Here is a 25078-nt window from a genome sequence, read left to right as displayed (position 1 = left end):
CTTAACGAAAAAAGTGCAAAGGGGAAAAGCGATGCTGAAGCGCAGGATTTTCGGGCCGGTCTCGTGGCTTGCGCTCGCCCTTTGGCCGACTCACGTCCTTGCGCAAGAGGCGCGTGCGGTGACGCAGCTCGATTCGGGCTGGCGATTCTTCGATGGCGATGCGCCTGATGCGGTCGCTCCTGATTTTGCCGATGCCGCTTGGGAAAGCGTTTCCGTCCCGCACACCTGGAACCGCGTCGGCTACTATCATCACGATCTGGGTGGCACCAACAGCCAGGCCACAGTCGACAAGCGCCAGGGTGTGGGCTGGTACCGCCTCAATTTCGCCACGCCCGCCGCCAGTGCGGGCAAGCGCCAGTGGCTCGAGTTCGATGCCGCCAGCCGGGTGGCCAAGGTCTGGCTCAACGGCAAGTACCTCGGCGAGCATCGCGGCGGTTTCTCGCGCTTCCGGCTCGATGCCACGGCGGCGATGCGGGGCGATGGCGACAATGTTCTGGTCGTGCGCGTCGACAATTCCCAGCCCAAGGCAGGCGGGCCGACTGCGGATGTGCTGCCGCTTTCCGGGGATTTCTTCGTGCATGGCGGGCTCTATCGCCCCGTTCGTCTGGTCACGACTTCGGCGCTGCATATCGATCTGGCGGACTTCGGCGGCCCCGGCGTGCGGGCCACCACGGTTTCGGCCTCGGCCCAGGAAGCGGTGGTCGATGTGGCCGTGCGCGTAGCCAATGACGGGGTCAAGGCGGCGAAGGCGCAGGTTCGCGTCGCACTGGTCGATCGTGACGGGCGCGAGGTGGCAAGTGCGGTGGTTCCGGCCACGCTGGCGGCAGGAAAAACTGGTGAAATCAATGCGAAGCTCACCGTTGCAAACCCCCGCCTGTGGCAGGGCACTAGCGATCCCTACCTCTATGACCTCAAAGTCCAACTCTCCGAGGCAAACGGGCAACTCTCGAAGGCAGAGGGCCAACTCTCCGATACAGTGAGCCAACTCTACGGCATCAGGACCATGGCGTTCGATCCCGCGCGCGGATTCCTGCTCAATGGCCAGCCCTATCGCCTCAAGGGCGTCGGCTACCATCAGGACCGTGACGGAAAAGGATGGGCGATTTCGCGCGCCGACGTCGAGGAAGATGTCGCCACTATCCGCGAGATGGGCGCCAACACGATCCGCCTGACCCACTACCAGCACGGACAGGATGTCCATGACATCGCCGACCGGGCCGGGATCGTGGTGTGGGACGAGATTCCGCTGGTCTCGGTCTGGACGCTGGGTGGCAAGAAGGACGCCGATCCGGCGCTGGTTACCAATGCCAAGGCGCAGCTGACCGAATTGGTCAGGCAGAACCAGAACCACGCGGCCAGCGCGATCTGGAGCATCGCCAACGAGGTGGACTTCGGCAATTCGCTGCCGGCCTTCCTGTTCGGCGGCGTCAATGGGCGCGAGGTCGATCCGATGCCGCTGCTGAACGTGTTGCAGCAGACCGCCAAGGCGCTCGATCCTTCGCGTCCGACCGCACTTGCCACCTGCTGCGAGGCGCGGGCGTTCGGCAGCGACATCGAGATTCCGACCACGGCGGTAGCGGCCGATCTTGGCGGAGCGAACCGCTATTTCGGCTGGTACTTCGGGCAGCCGGGCGACCTCGGGCCGCATCTCGATGGGCTTCGCGCCAGGCGTCCGCTGCAGCCGCTGGCGGTGACAGAATATGGCGCTGGCGGCGCCCTGACCATCCACACCGACTACGTGCTCGGCGCTCCTGTGGACTCGCGCGGGTTTGCGCAGCCCGAGGAGTACGAAAGCTACATTCACGAAACCGCGCTCGCGCAGCTCGATGCAAGGCCGTGGCTCTATGCGACGTGGCTGTGGAACTCGTTCGACTTTGCCACGACCGTGCGCACCGAGGGCGATGCGCAGGACATCAACACCAAGGGCCTCGTCGCTTACGACCACAAGACCCGCAAGGACGCGTGGTACTTCTACAAGGCGAACTGGAACGCGGAGCCGATGGTCCACATCACCTCCAAGCGCTACGCGAACCGCGCCTATCCGGTGGCCGACGTCAAGGTTTACAGCAACACCGCGCGCACCGAACTGCTGCTCAATGGCCGTTCGCTGGGCGTGAAGAGTGATTGCCCGCAGAAGGCCTGCGTGTGGACGGCGGTGGCGCTGGACGATGGCGCCAACGCTCTGGTGGCACGCGGAACCCACGCCGGCGGACAGGTCGAGGACCGGACCGAGTGGACGCTGGCGCCCCGGACCCGCCAGCATTTCGTGATCGATACCGGCGCGTTGGTGGTAAGCCGCGGGGCGGAGCGGATCCTCGGCTCCGACAACTGGTTCGAAGGCGGCAGCACCGGGACGCTCGACAAGCCGGCCGATTTCGGCAGGCCATCGGTGCCGACCGAGATCGCAGGCACCAACGAGCGCGACGCGCTGGCGACCTATCGCAAGGGCACGTTCTCCTACCGCGTGCCGGTGTCCGATGGCCGCTACAAGGTGACGCTGTGGTTTGCCACGGCGGCCGACCAGAAGCCGGGAACCTTTGAAGTCAGGAGCGGGAAGAAGGCGCTGCTGCGCAAATTCCAGCCTGCCATTCCGGCGTCCGGTGCCGTGGCGGAAGCCAAGGCGATTACGCTGAAGGCAAAGGGCACCCTCGCACTCGATTTCGTGCCCGGCACCGCAGAGCCGCGCGTCTCGATGATCGAGATCGAGCGGCTGCGCTGATCCTCCCCCAAGCCAACGGATAAAGACACATGCTCAGGAAGCTCCCGCTGCGCTGGTGGATCATCGCGCTGATCACGCTCGGCACGATCCTCAACTATCTTGCGCGTTCGACCCTCTCGGTCGCCGCGCCTACGCTCAAGACCGAATTTGCGATGTCGACCGAGCAGTACAGCTGGGTCGTGCTGGCCTTTCAGGCGAGCTACACGGTGATGCAGACCGTGGCGGGCGCGGTGCTCGATGCGCTGGGCACGCGGGTGGGGTTCTTCGTGTTCGCGGTGGGCTGGGCGCTGAGCAACATGGCCCATGCCTTTTCGACCGGTTGGATGAGCCTGGCCTTCTTCCGTTCGCTGCTCGGCGCGACCGAAGCCGCTGCGATTCCGGCGGGGACCAAGACGGTTTCGCAGTGGTTCCCGCCCAAGGAGCGTCCGCTCGCCACCAGCCTGTTCCAGATGGGGACGAGCGTTGGCAACATGATCGCGCCGCCGCTGGTGGCGTTCTGCATCCTTGCGTGGAACTGGCAGGCGGCGTTCATCGTGACCGGCGCGCTGAGCCTCGTCTGGGCCGGGCTGTGGTGGTTCGGCTACCGCGATCCCGCCGTGCATCCGCGCCTTTCGCAAGCCGAGCGCGATGCGATCGTGGCGATGAACCAGCCCGACGCGACCAAGCCCGCGACCAAGGGCGACGTTCTGCGCAGCCGCTCGTTCTGGGCGATTGCCGTACCGCGCTTCCTGGCCGAGCCTGCATGGCAGACCTTCAACTTCTTCATCCCGCTCTACCTTGTGGCGGTGTGGAAGCTTGACTTGAAATCCATCGCGATGTGGGGCTGGATGCCGTTCCTTGCCGCAGACTTCGGCAGTCTTGCAGCGGGCCTCCTGCCGCCATGGCTGATGAAGCGCGGCTCCTCGATGCTGTCATCGCGAAAGATCACCATGACGCTTGGCGCGCTGTGCATGGTGGGGCCAGCCTGCATCGGCCTTGCGACGTCGCCGGAGATGGCGATTGCGCTGTTCTGCGTGGGCGGCTTTGCCCACCAGATGCTCAACGGTGCGCTGATCACGCTCTGCGCCGACGTGTTCGACAGCCGCACCGTGGGCACTGCGAGCGGCATGGCGGGCACGTCTGCCTGGGTTGGCGGCATGCTGTTCACGCTGCTGATCGGGCAGAGCGCCGACGTGTTCGGCTACAATCCGCTGTTCGTGGCGCTGGCGGGGCTGGACCTGCTGGCGGCGGTGGTGCTGTGGAGCCTGTTGAGAGCGAGATCCTAGGAGATTTTAGCACTGACGGGATGACAGCTATTGTGGATCTCCGACAGGGCACTGAGTGGCAGGAAAGGGGTGGATTTCTGCTGTTGCTTCCATAACAGCACCATTATCGTCACCCCGGGCTTGACCCGGGGTCCCGCTTTCTTTCTCCTTGCGCCATGGATAGGGAAAGGCTCGGCGGTTGGGTCTACATCATGGCCGATCGCTACCGAGGCGCGATGTACGTTGGCGTGACTTCGCACCTTGCGGCGCGCATCCACCAGCATCGAGAGGACCGGGGATCGGACTTCTGTGCCCGCTATGGTTTGAAGCGGCTGGTCTGGGCAGAACGCGGTGATCGGATCGAGGACTGCATAGCGCACGAGAAGCGCGTGAAGCGCTGGCGCAGAGCGTTCAAGTTCGACCTAATCGAGCGCGGCAATCCTGACTGGCTGGATCTTTACAACGTGATCCTTGGATAGCTTGCGCGAAGAGAAAGCGTCACCCCGGGTCAAGCCCGGGGTGACGGCAGGGGTGTGAGAGAAATGGCGCCAGTGTCCGCAATGGCGTCGTATCCTGACAGGCCACTTTTAGCAAAAGATGGCGGATAGCTGACGTCCCCACCATCCGGGAATTTGCCCTCGCGCCCTAGAAATCCCGCGCTGGGATCGCGCCCCGGCGCATGATGGTCCAGCCTGCCAGCGCATGGCCCGCGATTGCGGCCTGTGCTGGGGCTTCGCCACGCAGGCGCGCGGCGAGGTAACCGGCGTTGAAGGCATCGCCCGCGCCGCTGGTGTCGACAGGGGCAAGCACGCGTTCGGGGGCGACGATTGCGCCATCGGGCAGGCGGCAGCCTTGCGCGCCGAGCTTGACCACGGTTTCGGCGCAGCCAAGGCGCTGCCAGTGCGCGGCAACGGCGGCGGCATCGGTCTCGCCCGAGAGCATGGTTTCGTCCTCGAGCGTCGGCAGGCCGATGGAGGCTGTGGCAATGGCGGCATCGCGCGCGGCACGGGCGGTCTGCCGGTCGGGCCAGAGGCGAGGGCGGTAGTTGCCGTCGAAGGCGACAAGGCCGCCGCGCGCACGCACCTTGCGGGCAAGCGAGATCAGCGCCTGCCGGCCCTCTTCGGGCAGGATTGCCAGCGAGACCAGTGAGAATGCCAGGAGGTCTGCATTCGCAGCATCTTCGAGCGCGGTATCGATGTGCTGGCAAGCGAACAGGTGTCGTGCGGCGCTCTCGCCGCGCCAGTAGGTGAAGCTGCGCTCGCCCGCATCGTCCGTGGTGATCGCATAGAGCCCCGGATTGCGGGCCGGATCTGCAAGCACGAGAGTGGTATCCAGCCCTTCGGCCCTCCAGCGGGCCTTCAGGTCCTCGCTGAAGGGATCGGTGCCAAGCGCCGTCAGGTAGGCCACATCCAGGCCGTTGCGGGTGAGGTGGATCGCGGTGTTCAGCGTGTCTCCACCATAGGCCAGATGCCAGCCTGAACCGCCTTGGCTGGAGCCGTCTTGCGACAGCTCCAGCATGGCTTCACCAACGAGGACGGTATAGGGGGTGACCCGCACGCGCTGGTCAGACACTTAACGGCAGGCCGGGTTTGCCGCGCCGGGGATGGCGTAGAAGGCGATGGACTGGCCGGGAATGGTGACCTTGCCTGCAACGGGAGCGCCATCGAGTCCGGTCAGCGTGAGGTCTGCCGAGAGGGCAGGGGCCTTGCCATTGACCAGCACGGTGGGGGTATCGAGCGGCTGGCCGGTCATGGTCCAGCCAAGGCCCTTGCCGCCAAGGCTGATCTTCTGTGCGGCCTCGCCGGTGTTGAGCGCCATGACCGCAACGCCGCCGGGCTTGCCCGCAAGGCAATGCGCATAGAGCCGCAGTGCCGGCGAGGGCGAGCGCGGCGATGCCAGCACGGTGCTGCCCATCGTGCGCTTCCACAGCACGGCGCCCCAGTAGTTGGGACGCGGGGTCATCGTGTCGCGATCGATCAACGCATAGTCGCTCGCGGCCAGCGTGTTGTGCATGGCCACCTGCAGGCCTTGCTGGGCAAGGGCGGCGTTCTGGTTGAGGTAACGGAAGGTATCGAGGAAGGTCGAAGCCCATGGGCTACCACCGCAGGCCGCCTGCGCAGTCTCGGTGTTCCACATCGGCTTGCCCGGCTCGTACTTGTCGCGCAGGGCCGCGTAATAGCGATAGTCACGCACGGTCATGTCGAGCCACTTCGCGGTGAGCGCGTCGTGCTTCTGCGCCGTGCCGATGCCGAGGCCTGTGCAACGTTGCGAGACCGAGCCGTAGAAGTGGTATGACACGCCATCCACGCTGTTCGGGTTGGCCTGCATCATGTCCTCGCTGCTGACGTGGCTGCCCATTTCGGCGGGAACCGGAACGTCCTTGAGCAGGCCCGCTTCGCCGACGCCGCCGACGCCGAGGATCTTCATGTCGGGCACGGCCTTGCGTGCCCAATCGCGGAACAGGCGGAATTCGGCGCCGTAATTGGCCGCGGTGTAGGGCTTGGGCATCTGCGGCGCGGCGCTGGGCATGTTGGCTTCGTTGAAGAATTCGGCAGCGTAGAGGGTGCCGCCCGCCTCGCGGGTCAGGTCGACGAGGCGCTGGGCCTGCGCGGGCGTCCACACGCCATTGGCATCGCGGGTGCCATTGCTGACGGCAAAGCTGGTGACGATGGGCGCGTCGACGGCCTTGGAGAAGGCCACGACGTTCCGCCACTGGTCGCGCTTCAGGACCTGCACGAAGCCTGCAGGCGGAGCGGAAAGGTTCTCGCCCTCGGCTTCGAGATAGGTGTTGTTGGCCCAGGTGCCGCTGACGCGAACGAGGCTGGGGCCGAGCGCCTTGGCCAGTGCAACCAGCTTCGGGTCGGTCAGGTCGATCGGCGGGCGCTGGCGATAGCGTTCGTCGGCCGGGCCGCCATAGGGTGCCCAGAAGCGGCCGCCGGTCACTTCGACCATCTCGATGTTGTAGGACTGGTAGCGTTCGCTGACCGTGCCGAGTTTGGCGAGAGTGCCGAGCTGGAGCGAGGGGGCGGGCGCAGGCGCTGCGCCGGTAAGGGCAACGAGGGCGGTTGCCGAAAGCAGGATATTGCGCATCATCTTACCAGCTCCACATCGTGCCGTCTTCCAGTCGGGCGACCGGGAGGTAGGCGGGCTTGTAGGGGTACTTGGCGGCCAGTTCCTCGTCGATGTCGACGCCGTGGCCAGGGGTTTCGCCGACGAACAGCTCACCCTTTTCGAACCAGTAGTCGTGCGGGAAGACCGCGTCGGTCTCGGCGGTGTGGCGCATGTATTCCTGGATGCCGAAGTTGGGGACCCAGGTGTCGAAATGCAGCGCGCAGCCCATGGTGACGGGCGACAGGTCGGTCGCGCCGTGGCAGCCGGTGCGGACCTGGTACATGCTGGCGAGATCGGCAATGCGGCGCAGGTGGGTGAGGCCGCCCGCGCCGACGACGGTCGCGCGGATGTAGTCGATCAGCTGGTTCTGGATCAGGTCCTTGGCGTCCCAGATCGTGTTGAAGATCTCGCCCACGGCCAGCGGGGTTACGGTGTGCTGGCGGACGAGCTTGAACGCTTCCTGGTTTTCGGCAGGCGTGCAGTCCTCCAGCCAGAACAGCTGGTAGGGTTCGAGCATCTTGCCGAGATTGGCCGCTTCCTGCGGGGTGTAGCGGTGGTGGCCGTCGTGCAGCAGGTGGTGGTCGAAGCCGTAGGTCTTGCGCAGTTCCTCGAACAGCTTGGGCACGTAGTTCAATGCCTTGCGCGTGTCCCAGCCGGTGACCGAGGGCAGGCTGGCATCGGCGGGTTCGTAGTAGAGCTTGCCCCGGCCCACGCCATAGGCGTCCTTGACGCCGGGGACGCCGGTCTGGGCGCGGATCGCCTTGTAGCCCATGTCGATGTACTGGCCGACCGCCTCGACCGTCTCGGCAATGTCCGAGCCGTTGGCGTGGCCATAGACCATAACCCCGTCGCGGCTGCGCCCGCCAAGCAGCTGGTAGAGCGGCATGCCGGCCATCTTGGCCTTGATGTCCCACAGCGCCATGTCGACTGCGGCGATCGCGCGCATCGTCACCGGGCCGCGGCGCCAGTAGGCACCCTTGTAGAGGTACTGCCAGATGTCCTCGATCCGGCGCGGGTCCATGCCGATCAGGCAGGGCACGACGTGCTCCTGCAGATAGGCGACGACCGAAAGCTCGCGCCCATTGAGCGTGGCATCGCCGATGCCGTAGACGCCCTGATCGGTCTCGATCTTGAGCGTCACGAAGTTCCGGCCCGGGCAGGTGACGATGACGCGGGCGGCGGTGATTTTCATGACTCGAAAACTCGCTTTGGTTGGTCGAATGTGGTAATACCGATTGACTGACCAATTTTGGTTTGTCAAGTTCAGAAAAATTGGTAATACCAGAAAGGCGCCATGGCAAACCTCAAATCGAACGACCGGCTCTATCAGGACCTCGCCCGCTCGCTGCTAGAGGAGTTGGCCAGCGGGAAGTATCCGGTGGGCACCCGGCTTCCCGCCGAGCGTGATCTGGCGCTTCGCTATGACGTGAGCCGCCCGACGGTGCGCGAGGCGATCATCGCGCTGGAAGTGCAAGGGCTGGTCGAGGTGAAGATCGGCTCGGGCGCCTACGTGCGGCGCTTGCCGGGCGAAGAGGACCGTCCCGGTTTCAACGTGACCGCGTTCGAACTGACCGAGGCACGGCTGCTGTTCGAAGGCGAGGCGGCGGCATTGGCGGCAACGCAGGTCAACGATGCCGACATCGCCGAGATCGAGGTGCTGGTCCAGCGCATTGCCGAGGAGAACCAGGACCCCAACGGCACCGAAAGCGCCGACCGCGAGTTCCACCTCGCCATTGCGCGGGCGACGCGCAACGTGGCGGTGTACAATGCGATCGAGCACTTGTGGGACTTGCGCGCCACCTCGCCGGAAGCGGCGCTCCTGCACGAGAAGGCGCGCCACGCCAACGTGAAGCCGGTGGTCGAGGAGCATTCGGCGGTGCTCGAAGCGCTGCGCGCGCGTGATCCCAACGCGGCACGGGCGGCAATGCGCGCGCACCTGTCCGCCGTGCTTGACGGCCTGTTGTTTGCGACCGAAGAGCGCCTGCTGGCCGAAGCACGCAAGGCTACGCAGGCCAAGCGCGACCGCTATTCGCGCGCCATGGCGTGAGATTTTCCGTTATCTGAAAGAGCTGACATGCCCCGCGATCTTGACCTTCATCCCGACCGGTTGCTGCCGGCCGATCCCTCTGTGCGCGGCCTTGCGCGTGAGTTGTATGCGAGCGTGGCGGACTTGCCGATCGTCAGCCCGCACGGGCACACCGATCCGCGCTGGTTTGCGGAGAATGGATCGTTCGGCAATGCGACCGAGCTGCTGCTGGTGCCCGATCACTACGTCTTCCGCATGCTCTATTCGCAAGGGGTGTCGCTTGAGGACCTGGGCGTGCGCAATCGCGGTGTCGATCCGCGCGCGGCGTGGCGGTTGTTTGCCGAGCGCTACTGGCTGTTCCGGGGGACGCCTTCGCGGATGTGGCTCGATTGGGTCTTCGCCGAGGCCTTCGGCATGGGCGTGCAGCTGAGCGCCGAGACGGCCGACCTCTACTTCGACACGATCACCGAGATGTTGGCGACCGATGCCTTCCGCCCGCGCGCCTTGTTCGAGCGGTTCAACATCGAGGTGATCGCCACGACCGAAAGCCCGCTCGACACGCTGGAGCACCACGCCGCGATCCGCGAGTCCGGATGGAGCGGCAAGGTCATCACGGCCTATCGTCCCGACCCGGTGATCGACCCGGACTTTGAAGGCTTCCAGGCCAACCTCGACCTGTTCTCGCAGCTGACCGGCGAGGATTGCCGCAGCTGGACCGGCTACCTTGCCGCGCACCGCCAGCGCCGCGCCTTCTTCGCCGCGATGGGCGCGACCAGCACTGACCATGGCCATCCGACCGCCGCCACTGCCAACCTCTCTGCCAGCGAGGCCGCCGCGCTGTTCGACCGCGTCGCCTCGGGCAAGTTCCATGCCTCCGACGCCGAACTGTTCCGCGCGCAGATGCTGACCGAGATGGCGGGGATGAGCCTTGACGATGGCCTCGTCATGCAGATCCACCCCGGGTCTTTCCGCAACCACAACGCCGCCGTGTTCGAGCGCTTCGGCCGCGACAAGGGCGCGGACATCCCCACGCGCACCGACTTCGTCCATGCGCTCAAGCCGCTGCTCGACAGGTTCGGCAACGAGAAGGACCTGTCGATCATTCTCTTCACGCTCGACGAGAGCGCCTATGCCCGCGAACTCGCGCCGCTTGCCGGACATTACCCCTGCCTCAAGCTCGGCCCCGCATGGTGGTTCCACGACAGCCCCGAGGGCATGAAGCGCTTCCGCCGCATGACCACCGAGACGGCGGGCTTCTACAACACCGTCGGCTTCAACGACGATACCCGCGCGTTCCTCTCGATCCCGGCGCGGCATGACGTTGCCCGCCGCATCGACTGCGGCTTCCTTGCAGAGCTGGTCGCCGAGCACCGCATCGAGGACTGGGAAGCGGCGGAGCTGGCGCAGGACCTGTCGTACAACCTCGCGAAGAAGGCGTACAAGTTGTGACGCGCCTGTCTCCGGACACGCTCGCCAGCCTCCCCGCCGAGGTTGCGCGCCCGGTCTATGACCGCGACGCTCAGGCCGTCGGCATCGTCCACTTCGGCATCGGCGCGTTCCACCGTGCGCATCAGGCCTGGTACACCGATGCTGCCCTGAATCTGGACAATGGGAACAGCGGCGACGCCGACTGGGCCATCACCGGCGTCTCGCTGCGCTCGGCCGGTGTGGCGCGACAGATGAACCCGCAAGGCGGGCTCTATACGGTTGCCGAACAGTCGGGCGAGGGTGCTGCGCTTCGGATCGTGGGCTCTGTCCGCAACGTGCTGGTGGCGAGCGAGGAACCCGATGCGGTGATCGCCGCCGTGGCCGCGCCCACCACGCGGATCGTCAGCCTGACCGTGACCGAGAAGGGTTACTGCCGCCGCCCGGACGGCACGCTCGACTTCGAACTCGCGCACTCCCTGAGCTTCTACTACTTCGTCACGCAAGGCCTGCTGGCGCGGGCCAAGGCGGGGCTGCCCGGCTTGACGCTGCTGCCGTGCGACAACCTTGCCGACAACGGCGCGAAGCTGAATGCCCTGATGCTGCAGTACCTCGAGCGGCACGAGCCCGATCTTGTGCCGTGGTTCAAGGCAAACTGCACCTGCCCCTCGACGATGATCGACCGCATCGTGCCCGCCACGACCGACGAGGACCGGGCGATGGTGGCGCAGGTCTTGGGCGGCCTCACAGACGAAGCCTGCGTCGTGACCGAACCGTTCAGCCAGTGGGTTATCGAGGACCGCTTTGCCGGACCGCGCCCGCGCTGGGAAGCGGTCGGCGCGCAGCTGGTCAGCGAAGTCGGCCCTTACGAAACCGCCAAGCTCAGGATGCTCAACGGCGCGCACTCGCTGCTTGCCTATTGTGGCCTCAAGGCTGGTTACGAGTACGTTCACGAGGCCGTGGCCGATCCGGCCTTGCGCCATCTCGCCAATCGCCTGATGCGCGAGGAAGCCGCCCCGACGATCGCGCCCGCCCCCGGCCAGGACCTTGAAGCCTACGCCGACGCCCTGATCGCCCGCTTCGCCAACCCCAGCCTCAACCACCGCCTGATCCAGATCGCCATGGACGGCTCCCAGAAAATCCCCCAGCGTTGGCTCCAAACCCTCGCCGCCAATGTCGCCCAAGGCCGTCAATGCCCCGCCATCCTCCAAGGCATCGGCGCATGGATACACCACCTGTCAGGCGCCAACGGCCCGGTGGATGATCCCATGGCCGAAAGGCTCACGACCATGGTTGCGCGCGCAGATGCCCCCGCAAAGGCCATCACCGAAATCTTCCACGAAGACGGGCCCTTGGGTGGAATCTGGTCACCTCAGCCGCAGGAAATCGCTGTCCTCGCATCTGCCTAGGACAAGTGGCAGTGGTTCTCGCTTCGGCCTCGCATCTACACCTGCAAAAAAAGGCGGTAGTGCCGGTTTTGTCAGCCGCATGTGGAGAGATGACCGATGGCGAGTGCTTTGGAGTGGGACCGGGAGGCTGATGTTGTCGTGCTCGGCTCGGGCGGTGCGGCGCTGACGGCAGCGATTGCTGCGCACGATCATGGCGCGAAGGACGTGGTCATTCTCGAACGCTCGGGGATGGTCGGTGGCACCACCGCGATGTCTGGCGGGATGCTGTGGATCCCCGGCAACCATCACCAGCTGGCCGCAGGAATCGAGGAATCGGACGAGGATGTCGTCGCCTATCTCGATGGTCTTGCCCCCGGCGCGCTCGACCCCGAAACGCTGTGGGCGTTCATGCAGGGCGGGCCGGAGATGCTGCGCTTCCTCGAGGACAACACGCCGGTGCGGATGTGCTCGTTCTCGGACTTTCCCGATTATCAGCATTACTCTCCAGGCGCCAAGCCCGATGGCGGGCGCTCGCTCGACAACGAGGCGTTCAGCTTTGCGCGGCTCGGCAAGTGGGCAGCACGGGTCAACCCGAGCAAGATGGCCTATCCCTTGCGCGGCAGCCTGATCGAGGCGACGCGCGGCACCTTGGACGAGGCAACGCTGGCCGAGCGCGAAGCGGGCGATTATCGCGGGCTTGGGCAAGCGCTGATCGGATCGCTGTTCCTTGGCGTGATCGAGCGCGACATTCCGGTCGAGTTTGAAAAGCGTGCGCGCAAGCTGGTCAAGGATGGCGACCGGATCATCGGCGTCGTGGCCGAGGACGCCAACGGCAAGGACTTCCGCGTTCGCGCGCGCCGTGGCGTGGTGATCGCGACCGGCGGGTTTGAATGGAACGAGACGCTCGTCAAGGCCTTCATCCGTGGCCCCCTGACCGGCCCGGTGAGCGTGCCCGAGAACGAGGGCGACGGATTGCTCATGGCGATCGAGGCGGGCGCGCAGCTTGGCAACATGCAGAACGCGTTCTGGATGCAGAGCGTGCTGGAATTCAAGCCGCAGCACCGCAATGCCAAGCCCAACTACATGCTGGGTTCCGACGAGCGCGCGCGGCCCGGCGCGATCCTCGTCAACCGCAAGGGCAAGCGCTTCGTCAACGAGGCGGCGAACTACAACGCTCTGGGCAAGTCGCTCCACGCCTTCGATGGCGGCACCCATGAATACGCCAACCTGCCGTACTGGCTGATCATCGACCAGCGCTATCGCGACAAGTACCCGCTGTTCAATTCGCAGCCGGGCAGCCCAACGCCGTCCTATGCGATCGAGGCGGCAACGCTGGCCGAACTGGCGGAAAAGGCGGGCATCGATCCGGCAGGCCTTGAGGCCGAAGTCGCGCGCTTCAACCAGATGGTGCGCAACGGTCATGATGACGATTTCAACCGTGGCGACAGCACCTACGACAACTTCTACATGTGGGGCGACATGGCGTTCGACCCGCCATACCGCACGCTGGGCCTGATCGATCAGGGACCGTTCTATGCGGTGAAGATGGAAGCGGGCGCGCTCGGCACGGCTGGCGGGCCGAAGACCAATGCTGACGGGCAGGTCGTCGACTGGAGCGGCAATGCGATCCCCGGCCTCTATGCTGCGGGCAATGCGATGGCGGCGGTGCTGGGCGAGGTCTATGGCGGGGCGGGCGGTACGCTCGGGCCAGGGCTGACGTTCGGCTACCTTGCCGGAAAGCACCTAGGACAGCACATTTCGAACCACTGACGAGACGGGCAGCGCAGTCCTTCAGCCCAGTGCCGAGCGCGGGATGCTGATGCGGCAGAACACGCCTTCGGGGAGGAACTGGTAGTCCAGCTTCCCCCCGATGCCATGGGTGACCGAACGTTCGATCAGGCGCGTGCCAAAGCCGCGCGCCTTTGGCGCATTCACGATGGGGCCGCCGGTTTCGCGCCATTGCACGACCAGCGCCTCGTCCTCCGCAGCGGTCGCGCGGCACAAGACTTCGACGCTGCCATCTGCCGACAGCGCGCCATACTTCGCCGAGTTCGTGGCAAGTTCGTGCAGCACCATGGCCATGGCTTGAGCGGTGCTCGACCTGAGCACGAGATCGTTGACGACGGGATCAAGGTCCACGGCGATGCCATAGGGCGTCAACTCGTCGGCGATCAGCGCCTGAAGCTTCACGCCATCCCAGCGGTTTTCCGACAGGTGGCTGTGCGCGCGGCTGATTGCGGCGATGCGGCCGATCAGGGCCTCCTTGAAATCGGCAACCGAGCCTTGCGCCTTCATCATCTGGACGATCGACTGTACCACGGCGAGCAGATTCTTGGCGCGGTGGTCGACTTCGCGCGTCAGCAAGTCCTCGCGTTCACGAGCCTGCTTCAGGTCGGTGATCTCGATGCAGAAGATGCCCACGCCGCGGCGCTGGCCATCGGGGCCATGGACCGGATAGAACACTTCTGACCATGTCCGCTTGACCCCCGGCCGGGCTGGCGTCTCGCCCGAGATCTCGACGCCGCGCATGACTTCGCCGCCCTCTAGCACGGTGCGCAAAAGCGGTTCGGCCGATGACCTGAGATCGGGCAGGAGATCCCATACATTGCGGCCGATGTGATCCTCCGCCGTAAAGCCGTTCATTTCAGCGAGCGCGGTGTTGATGCGGGCAAAGCGCAGGTCGGCATCGAGCAGGCCGAGGCCGACCGGGGCTTCATCGTAAATCGCCTGAAGCTCATCGATCACGCCGAGCAGATGGGCGCGCTGCTCGGCCTGCCATTCGCCGTCCCGCTCGAGCTGCTGCTTTGCGGCGATGAGGTCCATCGCGCTGGTGCTCAGCGAGTGGACCACCTCAAGCACGATCACGGTTGACGGCACGAAGACCATCAGGGCGACGACAGCGCCATCCCGGAGTTCAAAGCCGCCTGATGGCTGCAGGAAGAGGTACCATGCCAGCACCCATGCCAGGACGGTTGCGAAGTATCCGGGGATGCGACCGCCAAGGAACGTGGCCACCACGATGGCCGGGTAATAAGGCAGCAGCGGCGCAGGCGCAGGCTGGCCCATCATCAGGCGCACGCCGAATGACGAGCAGACGAGCAGCAAGGCAGCGGCAATGCCGGGAATCGGGCGTCCGAGCAGGGCGTGGCAGAGCGAGAACGGCCAATGACCGAACAGTTGCGTCTCGCGCTGTTGGCGGTCCGACGCCATGCCCCTGATTCCCTTGGCCTTCTCCGCCAACCGGACGGCTCAGGAGGCTATCTTGCCCGACTTTGCCTCAGGCGCAATCCCGCTTTGTCGCATTCAGGGCTTTGGCTGCGCCTTCAATCCGGAAACCGGCCAGTACGACAGGGTGTGCACGTCATGCGCCGAGGTCCACATACCCTTGGGCGTATAGCGCAGTGCGCCGCTTCCGGCGGGCTTGCCGCCGCGCTGGGCCACGGTCATCGTCTTGGGATCGATGGCGGCCCAGACCTGATCGTCGGTTGTGCGCAGCCAGACCTTGCCGTCGCCGGTATCGATATCGCCCCACTTGAGGTTTGCACCGACCTTGACCCGGCCGACGACCTGTCCGGTGGCAGGATCGGCGCGGACGAGCGTGCCATCGCCCTGCTCCTGCACCCACACGCCGCCTTCGCCCGCAGCGAGGAAGCCCGGCATCGTGCCGAGCGCGGCGCGTGCGACGACGGTATTGGTGGCTGGATCGATCTTCTGGAGCGTCTGCTTGGTGGCGCTGACCGCCCAGACGGCGTCATAGCCGAAGGTCACGTACCAGGTGTCGGCATCGACCGGGATCGAGGCGACGACGGTATTCGTCTCCGGATCGACGCGTGCGACGGCACCTTCAGGCTTGCTCGCCAGCCAGATCGAGCCTGCGCCATTGGCGACGATCAGTTCGCCCTGCTTCTGGTTGGCGATGCCGGTAGGGATGGTGGTGGTGATCTTCGCGGTTTCGAGATCGATCCGCACCAGCGAGCCATCGGCACAGTTTGCGACCCACAGCGAGCCGAACGCCACGGTCATCGCGCCGCAGGGGCGGGCAATGGCGACTTCGGCGAGCTTGCCACTGCGCGACCACTTCTCGACCTTGCCGCGATTGGTGGCCCAGACCGCGTCGCCATCGACCGCGAGGAAATCGGCAAAGCCGGGGACCGTCTGGGACTGCTCGACTTGCGCGTGGGCGAGGGTCGGGACCAGAGCGGCGGCGGTGAGAAGCAGTTTGCGGAGCATGGAAATCCTTCCTGAGGCTTAGCTACGCGAGGCGATGTAGGCGCGCCATCCGCCAAGGTGCGTAATGTCTTCGGCCCCGGCCAGCGCGCGCGGTTCGGCGACGAAGCCCTTGACGCTGCTGCCGTCTGCCAGCGTAACCGTGCCAATAGCGAGCGGTGCCGGGACTTCGACGGTGAAGCTGCCGAATTCGGCGATCCCGAGTTCGTAGACCTCCAGCTTGATCGCCGCACCGCCTTCGTCGAACATCAGTGCGGGCTTGGGCGGCACGCTCTCGGCGATGGCGTAGAGCTTGTAGGTAGGGGCGGTCTCGAACGCGCCGACGAACTTCGCATCGCGCGAGGTCAGCTGCCAGTGCAGTGGCATGCCTTCGAGGTGTGCGCCGACAACGGCCAGTTTCACTGTCTGCATCTTGCCCTCCAGATCAAGCGGGGGTGGGGGAGTGAGGTTGGCCGAAGCGAGCCACGCGTCAGCAGCATCGAGCAGGGCGCGGTCGGTGGCGGCGGGGCCGATCAGGGTGATGCCAAAGCCGGTGCCGTTGTGGCGAATGCCGGCGGGCACGGCGACTGCGGCCATGTCGAGCAGGTTCACGAAGTTGGTGTAGAAGCCGAGGTTGCTGTTGAGCGCGACCGGGGCCACCGCCAGTTCGGCCACGCGATAGGTCGTGCCGGTGGTGGGGAAGGCGAGCATGTCGACGCTGTCCCACAGCTGGTCGGCATGGCGCTTCAACTCGGCCATGCGGTAGATGCCGTTCCACAGCTCGACGGCGGATTTCTTCCATCCGGCTTCGACGACGCTGCGAACGGTGGGATCGATGGCTTCGGGATCGTCTTTCAGCAGCGCGGCCATGGCGGCAGTGCGCTCGGCGACCCATGGGCCACCGTAGAGCAGTTGTGCGGCTTCGAGCAGCGGCGCGATGTCGATCTCGACCACTTCGGCCTGCTCGGCCAGTGTGGCGAGGGCCTGTTCGTAGAAGAACTCTGACTCGCTATCGCCGAAAAAGGCGCGCTGGTCACGGCGGGGGACGCCGATGCGTCTGGCGGCGAGCGGGGTTTCAGCAAGCTGCCGCGACCATGGATCGTCTGCGTCGAAGCCTGCCAGCGTATGGTCCACCAGACGGGCATCGATGGTGTCGGACGCGAAGACAGTGATGCAATCGATCGAACGGCAGGCGGGGACGAGGCCCTTGGTGCTCCAGCGACCCTTGGTCGGCTTGAAGCCGATCAGATGGTTGAAAGCAGCCGGAACGCGGCCCGAACCTGCGGTATCGGTGCCGAGCGCAATCGGCACGAGCCCTGCGGCAACCGCAATGGCCGAGCCGGAGCTGGATCCGCCGCTGACGTAGTCGCGGTTATAGGCATTGCGCGGAATGCCATAGGGACTGCGCGTGCCGACGAGCCCGGTGGCGAACTGATCGAGATTGGTCTTGCCGACGCAGATTGCCCCTGCGGCCTTCAGGCGGGCGATGACCTTGGCGTCTTCGGCGGGTGAATAGGCGAAGGCGGGGCAGGCGGCAGTGGTTTCAAGACCCGCTACGTCAATGTTGTCCTTGGCCGCATAGGGCACGCCCGCAAGGGGCAGGGCTTCGCCTGCTGCCACGCGGGCATCGATGGCACGGGCTTGCGCCAGCAGGTCCTCTGCCGAAGCGCGGCTGATCCACACTTGTGGCTGGATCGCATCATATGTGGCGATGCGGGCGAGGGTTTCCTCGATCACGCTGACCGCGGTCGTGGTGCCGGCATTGACCCCTGCGGCAATGGCTGCGGCGCTGCGACGGTCGAGCAGGGTCATGCGCTCCTCCGCAGGGCAAGCATCGGGGTTCCGGGCTGGAGCGACTGGCGCTCCTTGATGTAGAGCGCGGCAATGGTGCCGGCACCGGGGCTTTCGACCGGGCATTCCATCTTCATCGCCTCGATCACTGCGATGGTCTCACCCGCCTTCACCACATCTCCGGGCTGGACGAGCAGCTTCCACACGCTGCCGCCGAACGGGGCTTCGATCAGATCAGCGCCTTCGGGTACGTCGACCGCACTTTCGGCAGGGGCATCGCTTTCTGCCAGCGCGTTCACCCGGTCGAACTCGCCACGGCGCTCCCATTCGGCGCGTTCGTCATCGAAGGCGGCCTTGCGGGTGGCTTCGAAGTTGGCGATGGCTTCCGCGTTATCGCTAAGGAACTTGCGGTAGTCGGACAGGCGGAATTCGGAGGGCTCGATCTTCAACGCCCGCTTGCCGCTGGGGAAATCGCGGCGCCATTCGGCCAGCTCCTGGGCGCTGACTGGGTAGAAGCGGATCTGGTCGAAGAACCGCAGCAGCCACGGCTTGCCTTCGATGAAATCCGCCGTCTGCCGGTGCGTGTTCCACACCTGCACGGTGCGACCGAACAGCTGGTAACCGCCGGGGCCTTCCATCCCGTAGATGCACATATAGGCCCCGCCGATTCCGACGACGTTGGGCGGGGTCCAGGTGCGCGCCGGGTTGTACTTGGTGGTGACGAGGCGGTGGCGCGGATCGACCGGGGTGGCAACAGGCGCGCCGAGGTAAACGTCACCCAGGCCCATGACGAGGTAGCTGGCCTCGAAGATCAGATTTTCTACCGCAGCAACATCGGGCAACCCGTTGATGCGGCGGATGAATTCGATGTTGTCCGGACACCACGGCGCATCGTCGCGCACCGCGCTCATGTACTTCTCGATGGTCTCGATCGTGGCCGGATCGCGCCAGCTCAGCGGCAGGTGGACAATGCGCGAGGGGATCGCGAAGTCTTCCAGATCGCCCAGACGCTCTTCTGCCGCCCTCAGCGCGGCAAGCGCCTCAGACTGGCTGAGCGAGCGGCCGTCGAAGTGCAGCTGGAGCGAGCGGATACCGGGCACCACATCGATCACGCCGGGCAGGGCCATGCGCTCAAGCTCGGTCATCAGCGCGTGGACGCGGATACGCAGTTCGAGATCGAGGACGATGGGGCCGTATTCGACGAGGATGTTGCGATCACCCTGTTGGCGATAGACCACGGCGGGGCGGCTGGGGCCTGCGGGGATTTGCCCGAGGATCGGGGTCTGCGTGGCGGTATCGCAAGGGCGGCTGGAACCGGGCTTCTTGCCGGTTTCAAGGTAGAGTTGCTGCGCTTCATCCGCAGCCACTGCCTCGGCCATGGTCACGGGAACGAAGCGGACGCGGTCTCCGGGTACGAGCTGGCCGATCTTCCAGCGATCCGCCGCGATCACCACGAAGGGGCAGACGAAGCCGCCGAGCGAAGGGCCATCGGGGCCGAGGATGATCGGCATGTCGCCGGTAAAGTCCACCGCGCCAATGGCATAGGCGTTGTCGTGGATGTTGGAGGGGTGCAGCCCCGCTTCCCCGCCATCGCGCCGCGCCCACTCGGGCTTGGGGCCGACAAGACGCACGCCGGTGCGGTTGGAGTTGTAGTGCACCTGCCATTCGGCGGTGACGACCATGTCGATGTCGTCTTCGGTAAAGAAGTCCGGCGCGCCATGGGGGCCATAAAGCACGCGCACGCACCAGTCTGTCGGGAGCGTGGGCAACGGTGGGGGGCTGAGCGGTTCGCCGATCGGTTCATTGGCGAGATGCAGGACATCTCCGGCAACGAGACGGCGGGCGGCGTGGCCTCCGAACTGGCCCAGTTCGAAGGTGCTACGGCTGCCGAGGTAGGGGGCGATGTCGAGGCCTCCGGCAACGAGCAGGTAGCCGCGCATGCCGCCTCCGGTTGCCCTGCCGATGCTGAGTGTCTGCCCTGCTTTCACATCGAAGGGGCGGCCGACAGCTACCGGCTTGCCTTCGAGACTTGCCCCGAAGTCTGCGCCGGTCAGGCACAGGGTCGCGTCGGCTGCGAACTGCAGGGTGGGGCCGGTGACGGTCATTTCCAGCCCCGCCGTACCCTCGGGATTGCCGAGCAGGCGATTGCCGAGGCGGAAGGACTGGTCGTCCATCGGGCCGGATGGCGGCACGCCCACGGCCCAGAGGTGCTGGCGACCGGGCCAGTCCTGCACGGTGGTGGCAGTGCCGCCGCTGATCACCCGGATCGATTGGGGCGTAAAAACAACGTCTTCGAGCGCGCGTGTTGAGACTTCACCTGAAGTGAAGGCAGGCGCGGCGACGACGCTGCGCAGCCAGCGCAAGTTGGTCTCGATGCCATCGACGCGGCTCCTGGCCAGCGCTTCCTGCATGGCGGTCACGGCCTCGGCGCGGGTGGGCGCGTGGACGATCAGTTTGGCGAGCATCGGATCGTACCAGGCGCTGACTTCGGTGCCCGCCATGACCCATGTTTCGGCGCGGATGTCGGCGGGAAACTCCACGCAGGTCAGTGTGCCCGAGGTGGGGCGATAGTCGAGCGCGGGGTCCTCGGCATAGAGGCGGATCTGCACCGAGTGGCCGCTGGGGGTGGTGGGAGCGGTATTGAGGAAGCTGTAATCGCCCGCAGCGCCTCGGATCATCCATTCGACAAGATCGACGCCCATGACCATTTCGGTCACGCCGTGTTCGACCTGCAGGCGGGTGTTCATTTCTAGGAAGAAAAACTCTTCGCGCTCAGCATCGTAGAGAAACTCCACGGTGCCTGCCGAGCGGTAGCACGCGGCTTCGCCAAGGCGGATCGCTGCGGTATAGAGCGCTTGCCGGACCGCTTCGGGCAGGAGCGGCGCGGGGGCTTCCTCGACGACCTTCTGGTTGCGGCGCTGGAGCGAGCAGTCGCGCTCGCCCAAGGCAACGACGCGGCCCTCACCATCGCCGAAGATCTGTACTTCGACATGGCGGGCACGGCGGACGAAGCGTTCTAGGAAGACGCCAGCATCGCCGAAATTGCTCTGGCCCAGACGGGCGACGGCAGCGAAACCTTCGCGCACATCGGCTTCGGTTTCGCATACGCGCATGCCGATGCCGCCGCCGCCTGCGGTGGCCTTGAGCATGATGGGAAAGCCGATGGCGTCTGCCGCAGAAAGCGCTTCGTCCTCGCTGGTCAGCAGGTCGCTGCCGGGGGCAAGCGGTACGCCATGGGCGGCGGCGAGTTCGCGGGCGCTGTGCTTGAGGCCGAAGGTGCGGATGTTGTCGGGCGTGGGGCCGATGAACACTATGCCAGCTTCGGCGCAAGCGGCTGCAAACTCCGTGTTTTCCGACAGGAAGCCGTAGCCGGGATGGATTGCGCCCGCGCCGGTGCGCTTGGCCGCGTCGATGATCGCGGCGATGTTGAGGTAGCTTTCCGAAGGCCGCGCGCCGCCGATGAACACGGCCTCGTCCGCTTGCGCGACATGGAGCGAGGCCTCGTCGGCCTCGGAATAGACCGCGACCGAGCGCAAGCCCATCTTGCGCAGAGTGCGGATGATCCGGGTGGCGATGGCGCCGCGGTTGGCAATGAGGACGGTGTCGAATGCGGGAAGGGCGGTCATGCGCTCACGATCATGCGGACGGGGGTGGGGTTGAACGCGTTGCAGGGGTTGTTGATCTGCGGGCAGTTGGAGACGACGACGATCACGTCCATGTCGGCGCGCAGGTCCACCGTGAGGCCAGGGGCGGAAATGCCGTCGACGATGCCCAGCGCACCGTCAGCCTCGACGGGCACGTTCATGAAGAAGTTGATGTTCGAGACGATGTCGCGCTTGCCGCGGCCTTCCCAGAGATTGGCCTCAAGGAAATTCTCGACGCAGGCGTGTTGCGACTTGGTGTGATGTCCGTAACGCAGAGTATTGGATTCGCAGGAACAAGCGCCGCCGATGGTATCGTGATAATCGACCGCGCTGCCCGTGATGGTCATCAGCGAGCGGCCTTCGTTCGACAGCAGGCGGGTGCCTTCGCGTAGGAACAGGTTGCCCTGCGCCGCCACGGTATCCTGCGCGCTGTAGCGTTCGGAATCGTCGGCGGCGCTATAGATCAGGAAATCGACCGCCTGATTGCCTTCGAGATCGACGATGCGCAGCGTCTCGCCCTGCTTCACATGGTGCAGCCAAGGCGCGCGGGCGGGGACGACTTCGTCGTGGACGATGCTGCCGGAAAGGCCGGAGAGGTGGGGATCGGTCATGAGGCCTGTCCTTTTCAGCGGCGGTAGTAGTCTTCGACGTTGAGGAAGGCGCGCTGGCCCTCCGGCGTCGCGTTGCGGATGGGGTCGGCCTCGGTGGTCACGGCGCCGCGCCAGGCGGTGACGCGCAGCGGGGTGACCGCGTATTCCGGCCTTGGATCAAGAACATGCGGGACGTTGGTGACAACCACGATCACGTCCATCTCGGCACGCAGCACCACGCTGCGGCCCGGCGCATAGGGGCCGACGAGCGGGGTGATGCTGCCGTCGTCCTCGATCCGGGTGCCCTTGAACAGGGTGACGCAAGGGTGGACGTCGCGGCGACCGAGGCCGTGCTTGGCCGCGCCCAGCAGGAAGCGGTCGCGCCCGTTGGGATAGGCCCCGCTGTTGCGGCCTTCGCCGTACTTGGCGAGGTTGGTGGCAGCGTTGGAGGTGCCGCAGAAGCAGTCGTGTGTGCCGGCATCATCGCTCTCGATGCACATCAGCACGCGGCCCATGTCGGACAGGAGGAGCTTGCCGGTGCCGAGGTAGGCGTTCCACTGGACCTTGACCGTATCGGCGAAGTTCAGCCGCTCGGTCGGCATCTCGGCATTGAACAGGTTCAGTGAAGCGCAGGCATCGCCCTTCACGTCGATCAGGCGCAGGCGGGTGCCGCGCGCGATGCGGCGCGTGGCGTAGCCGCCGGGGGCGACGGTTTCTTCCCACAGCAGGTCATCGGCGCTGATGCCCTGAGGCAGGTCGGATGCGGCTGGAGGCAGGATCGGCATCGATTCCACGACCGTTCCCGCCATCGAGCGGGCATGGTCGCGGGCGGCGTTGGGGTTTGCGAGTGTAGAGGAGGGGGTTGAGGTGGGGGCGTCGGTCATGCGGCCGCTCCTTTCTTCGATCCGGGGCCTGCCTCGGACAGAGGCGGCAGAAGGGCAGTGGTGGTGACGAGTTGCAACTGCTGGACCCCGCGCACGCGGCGCAGCGCGTCGGCAAGGCCTTTGAGGCGGGCGGCGGGGCCCTGCACGAGCAGGACTTCAAGCGACTGGTCGTCCTTGAGGAAGACGTGCTGGGTGGAGATTACCTCGGTCTGGAATTCGGCCTGCGTTCCGGCCAACTGCTGGCGGACGCGGCCCCGGTCTCCGCGATAGACGAGGGTAATGGTGCCCGCGAGCATCTCCTCGGGCCGGGTCAGCGCCTCGTGCGCGGCGAGGGCATGGCGGATCAGTTCGGCGATCAGCTGCGAACGCGAGGGGAGCTGGCGTTCCTCGACCATCATGTCGAGCTTGCGGAACAGGTCCGCGGACAGGCTCATGCTGAGGCGGGCGAGGCTGGCGGGTTCGCTGGACATCACGCCGCTTCCGGTTCCGGCTCGGGCTCCAGCGCGTCCTTGCGCAGCTCCAGATCATAGACCGCCGTTGCGCCATAGCGGTGCGGGGCGTGCGGATCGTGGCGGCGCTTGTCGAGCGCGAGGACGCGGGTGCCGAGCGAGAAAGCCTCCTTAATGTCGTGCGTGACCATGATGATGGTCAGCCCGAAATCCTGCCACAGCTTGCGGATCAGCACGTGCATGTCGGCGCGGATGCCGGGATCGAGCGCGCCGAACGGCTCGTCGAGCAGGAGGATGCGCGGGCGCATGATCAGGGCCTGCGCAATGGCGAGGCGCTGCTGCATGCCGCCCGACATCTGCGAGGGGTAGAGGTGCAGGCTGTCCCCCAGACCCACGGACTGGAGCATGGCGACAGCTTCGCCCTCGGCGGCCTTCTTCGCGCTGCCGAACAGGCGGGCGAGCAGCGGCGCCTTGGTGCATTCGAGGCCGAACATCGTGTTCTGCAGCACGGTCAGGTGCGGGAAGACCGAGTAGCGCTGGAACACCACGCCGCGATCGGGGCCACATTCGCGCGCCAGAGGTTCGCCGTCGAGCGTGATCGTGCCTTGCGTCGGCACTTCCTGCCCGAGCACCACGCGCAGGAACGTGCTCTTGCCCGCGCCCGAGGGGCCGACGACCGAGACGAAAGAGCCTTGGGCGACGTCGAGATCGACCTTCTCGAGGACGATGCGGTCGCCATATTCGACCCAGACGTTGCGCAGGGAGAGGAGCGCGCTCAATGCTTCTCTCCGTGTGCCCAGGGGAAGGCCTTGCGGCTCAGGGAGTTGAGGCCCCAGTCCATGGCGATGGCGAGCAGCGCGATCCACGCGACGTAGGGGATGATCACGTCCATCGCGAGGTAGCGGCGGACGAGGAAGATGCGGTAGCCAAGGCCGACATCCGACGCGATGGCCTCTGCCGAGATCAGGAACACCCATGCCGGGCCAAGCGCTAGGCGCAGCGCGAGGATCAGGCGCGGCATGGCTTGAGGCAGGGCAACGCGGATGAGTATCTGCCAGCTGCCCGCGCCCAGCGTCTGCGCCTTGGCCACCATTTCGCGCGGGAGCGTGCCGACGTGGCCTGCGACATCGCGGATCATCACCGGAGCGATGCCGATGACGATGAGCGCAACCTTGGCGGTCTCACCCAGGCCCAGGGCAACGAACAGGATCGGCAGCAGTGCGATCGGCGGGATGACGGCAATGCAGGTGACGAGCGGGCCGAAGGTGGCGCGTACCGGGGGCAGCGCGCCGAGGAGGAGGCCGACCAGCAGCGCCATGAGTGTGGCAATGGCAAGCCCGAGGCCGAGCCGCTGCAGGCTGGCCAAAGTATCGGCCCAGAACACCACCGTGCCGGAAAGCACGTCGGTCTTGGTCATCTGCGCCCAGAGCGCAGTCGCAATGCCCGAAGGGAGCGGCAGGATCTTGTCGACCGGGTTCACCGCGTGCCGGGCATAGGCGGCGAAGAGGTAGACGATCACCAGCAGCAGGATCGGCACGGCGCCCAGCGCGATGCGCTGCTTGCGATCCGGTTCGCGGTTTACCCAGCGCATGAGGAACTAT

General features: G+C 65.7%; 19 protein-coding genes. 7 read left to right on the top strand and 12 right to left on the bottom strand.

The genetic code is table 11. The features are described from left to right. The first annotated feature begins 31 nt into the window (after positions 1–31). The 3 genes from ACZ1JX_RS08530 to ACZ1JX_RS08520 all read left to right on the top strand — a co-directional run bounded on the left by ACZ1JX_RS08530 (position 32) and on the right by ACZ1JX_RS08520 (position 4442). Entirely contained in the window at positions 32–2719 is a 2688-nt protein-coding gene (locus ACZ1JX_RS08530) for a glycoside hydrolase family 2 protein (protein WP_465126287.1), read from the top strand. A gap of 29 nt (positions 2720–2748) precedes the next feature. Continuing rightward, positions 2749–3984 carry an MFS transporter gene (locus ACZ1JX_RS08525; protein ID WP_465126286.1) on the top strand — a complete coding sequence of 412 codons (1236 nt, stop codon included), beginning with the start codon at positions 2749–2751 and terminating at the stop codon, positions 3982–3984. A gap of 155 nt (positions 3985–4139) precedes the next feature. Next, positions 4140–4442 (top strand): GIY-YIG nuclease family protein, encoded by a 303-nt coding sequence (locus ACZ1JX_RS08520; protein ID WP_465126285.1) that lies wholly within the window; start codon positions 4140–4142, stop codon positions 4440–4442. Positions 4443–4608: 166 nt separating this feature from the next. Here the strand turns inward: ACZ1JX_RS08520 and ACZ1JX_RS08515 are convergent, their stop codons facing one another. Genes ACZ1JX_RS08515 through manD form a run of 3 tightly spaced genes read right to left on the bottom strand, consistent with a single transcriptional unit; the run spans position 4609 to position 8266 of the window. Further along, complete coding sequence (locus ACZ1JX_RS08515) at positions 4609–5535, bottom strand: sugar kinase (RefSeq protein WP_465126284.1); 927 nt, start codon at positions 5533–5535, stop codon at positions 4609–4611. Beyond that, on the bottom strand, positions 5536–7056 hold the full coding sequence (locus ACZ1JX_RS08510) for a hypothetical protein (protein WP_465126283.1): 1521 nt from the start codon (positions 7054–7056) through the stop codon (positions 5536–5538). 1 nt (position 7057) lies between these two features. Then, on the bottom strand, positions 7058–8266 hold the full coding sequence (gene manD, locus ACZ1JX_RS08505; RefSeq protein ID WP_465126282.1) for a D-mannonate dehydratase ManD: 1209 nt from the start codon (positions 8264–8266) through the stop codon (positions 7058–7060). A 102-nt stretch (positions 8267–8368) separates the two neighbouring features. On the opposite strand from manD, the gene ACZ1JX_RS08500 reads away from it, so the two are divergent. The 4 genes from ACZ1JX_RS08500 (at position 8369) to ACZ1JX_RS08485 (ending at position 13683) form a co-directional block, all read left to right on the top strand. Further along, positions 8369–9121, top strand: a complete 753-nt coding sequence (locus tag ACZ1JX_RS08500) for a FadR/GntR family transcriptional regulator (RefSeq protein ID WP_465126281.1) — start codon at positions 8369–8371, stop codon at positions 9119–9121. Between the two features lie 27 nt (positions 9122–9148). Beyond that, positions 9149–10549, top strand: a complete 1401-nt coding sequence (uxaC, locus tag ACZ1JX_RS08495) for a glucuronate isomerase (protein WP_465126280.1) — start codon at positions 9149–9151, stop codon at positions 10547–10549. Continuing rightward, entirely contained in the window at positions 10546–11934 is a 1389-nt protein-coding gene (locus ACZ1JX_RS08490; protein ID WP_465126279.1) for a mannitol dehydrogenase family protein, read from the top strand. Before uxaC ends, ACZ1JX_RS08490 begins: the two co-directional genes overlap by 4 nt. Before the next feature lie 96 nt (positions 11935–12030). Then, positions 12031–13683, top strand: a complete 1653-nt coding sequence (locus ACZ1JX_RS08485) for an FAD-binding protein (protein WP_465126278.1) — start codon at positions 12031–12033, stop codon at positions 13681–13683. A gap of 21 nt (positions 13684–13704) precedes the next feature. Here the strand turns inward: ACZ1JX_RS08485 and ACZ1JX_RS08480 are convergent, their stop codons facing one another. From ACZ1JX_RS08480 to ACZ1JX_RS08440, 9 genes are all read right to left on the bottom strand, one after another. Next, on the bottom strand, positions 13705–15123 hold the full coding sequence (locus ACZ1JX_RS08480) for a sensor histidine kinase (RefSeq protein ID WP_465126277.1): 1419 nt from the start codon (positions 15121–15123) through the stop codon (positions 13705–13707). A gap of 93 nt (positions 15124–15216) precedes the next feature. After that, positions 15217–16143: a Vgb family protein gene (locus ACZ1JX_RS08475; RefSeq protein WP_465126276.1), complete on the bottom strand. Its 927-nt coding sequence runs from the start codon at positions 16141–16143 to the stop codon at positions 15217–15219. An 18-nt stretch (positions 16144–16161) separates the two neighbouring features. After that, positions 16162–17931: an allophanate hydrolase gene (atzF, locus tag ACZ1JX_RS08470; protein ID WP_465126275.1), complete on the bottom strand. Its 1770-nt coding sequence runs from the start codon at positions 17929–17931 to the stop codon at positions 16162–16164. Then, a complete protein-coding gene (gene uca, locus ACZ1JX_RS08465; protein WP_465126274.1) occupies positions 17928–21536 on the bottom strand; it encodes an urea carboxylase in 3609 nt (1202 codons plus the stop codon). The genes atzF and uca overlap by 4 nt, the downstream gene beginning before the upstream one ends. Continuing rightward, a complete protein-coding gene (locus ACZ1JX_RS08460) occupies positions 21533–22165 on the bottom strand; it encodes an urea amidolyase associated protein UAAP2 (RefSeq protein WP_465126273.1) in 633 nt (210 codons plus the stop codon). Before ACZ1JX_RS08460 ends, uca begins: the two co-directional genes overlap by 4 nt. Positions 22166–22179: 14 nt before the next feature. Continuing rightward, positions 22180–23028: an urea amidolyase associated protein UAAP1 gene (locus ACZ1JX_RS08455; protein WP_465126272.1), complete on the bottom strand. Its 849-nt coding sequence runs from the start codon at positions 23026–23028 to the stop codon at positions 22180–22182. Further along, positions 23025–23498, bottom strand: coding sequence for a CopG family ribbon-helix-helix protein (locus tag ACZ1JX_RS08450; protein WP_465126271.1), 474 nt, complete (start codon positions 23496–23498; stop codon positions 23025–23027). The genes ACZ1JX_RS08455 and ACZ1JX_RS08450 overlap by 4 nt, the downstream gene beginning before the upstream one ends. Then, positions 23498–24256: an ABC transporter ATP-binding protein gene (locus ACZ1JX_RS08445; protein ID WP_465126270.1), complete on the bottom strand. Its 759-nt coding sequence runs from the start codon at positions 24254–24256 to the stop codon at positions 23498–23500. Before ACZ1JX_RS08445 ends, ACZ1JX_RS08450 begins: the two co-directional genes overlap by 1 nt. Beyond that, positions 24253–25068, bottom strand: coding sequence for an ABC transporter permease (locus ACZ1JX_RS08440; RefSeq protein WP_465126269.1), 816 nt, complete (start codon positions 25066–25068; stop codon positions 24253–24255). The genes ACZ1JX_RS08445 and ACZ1JX_RS08440 overlap by 4 nt, the downstream gene beginning before the upstream one ends. Between the last annotated feature and the right edge of the window lie 10 nt (positions 25069–25078).

The organism is Novosphingobium sp. BL-A-41-Hi4A-0G (assembly GCF_055521735.1).
The sequence above is the reverse complement of the archived record's forward strand: the minus strand, read 5'-3'. Positions and strand labels throughout refer to the sequence as shown.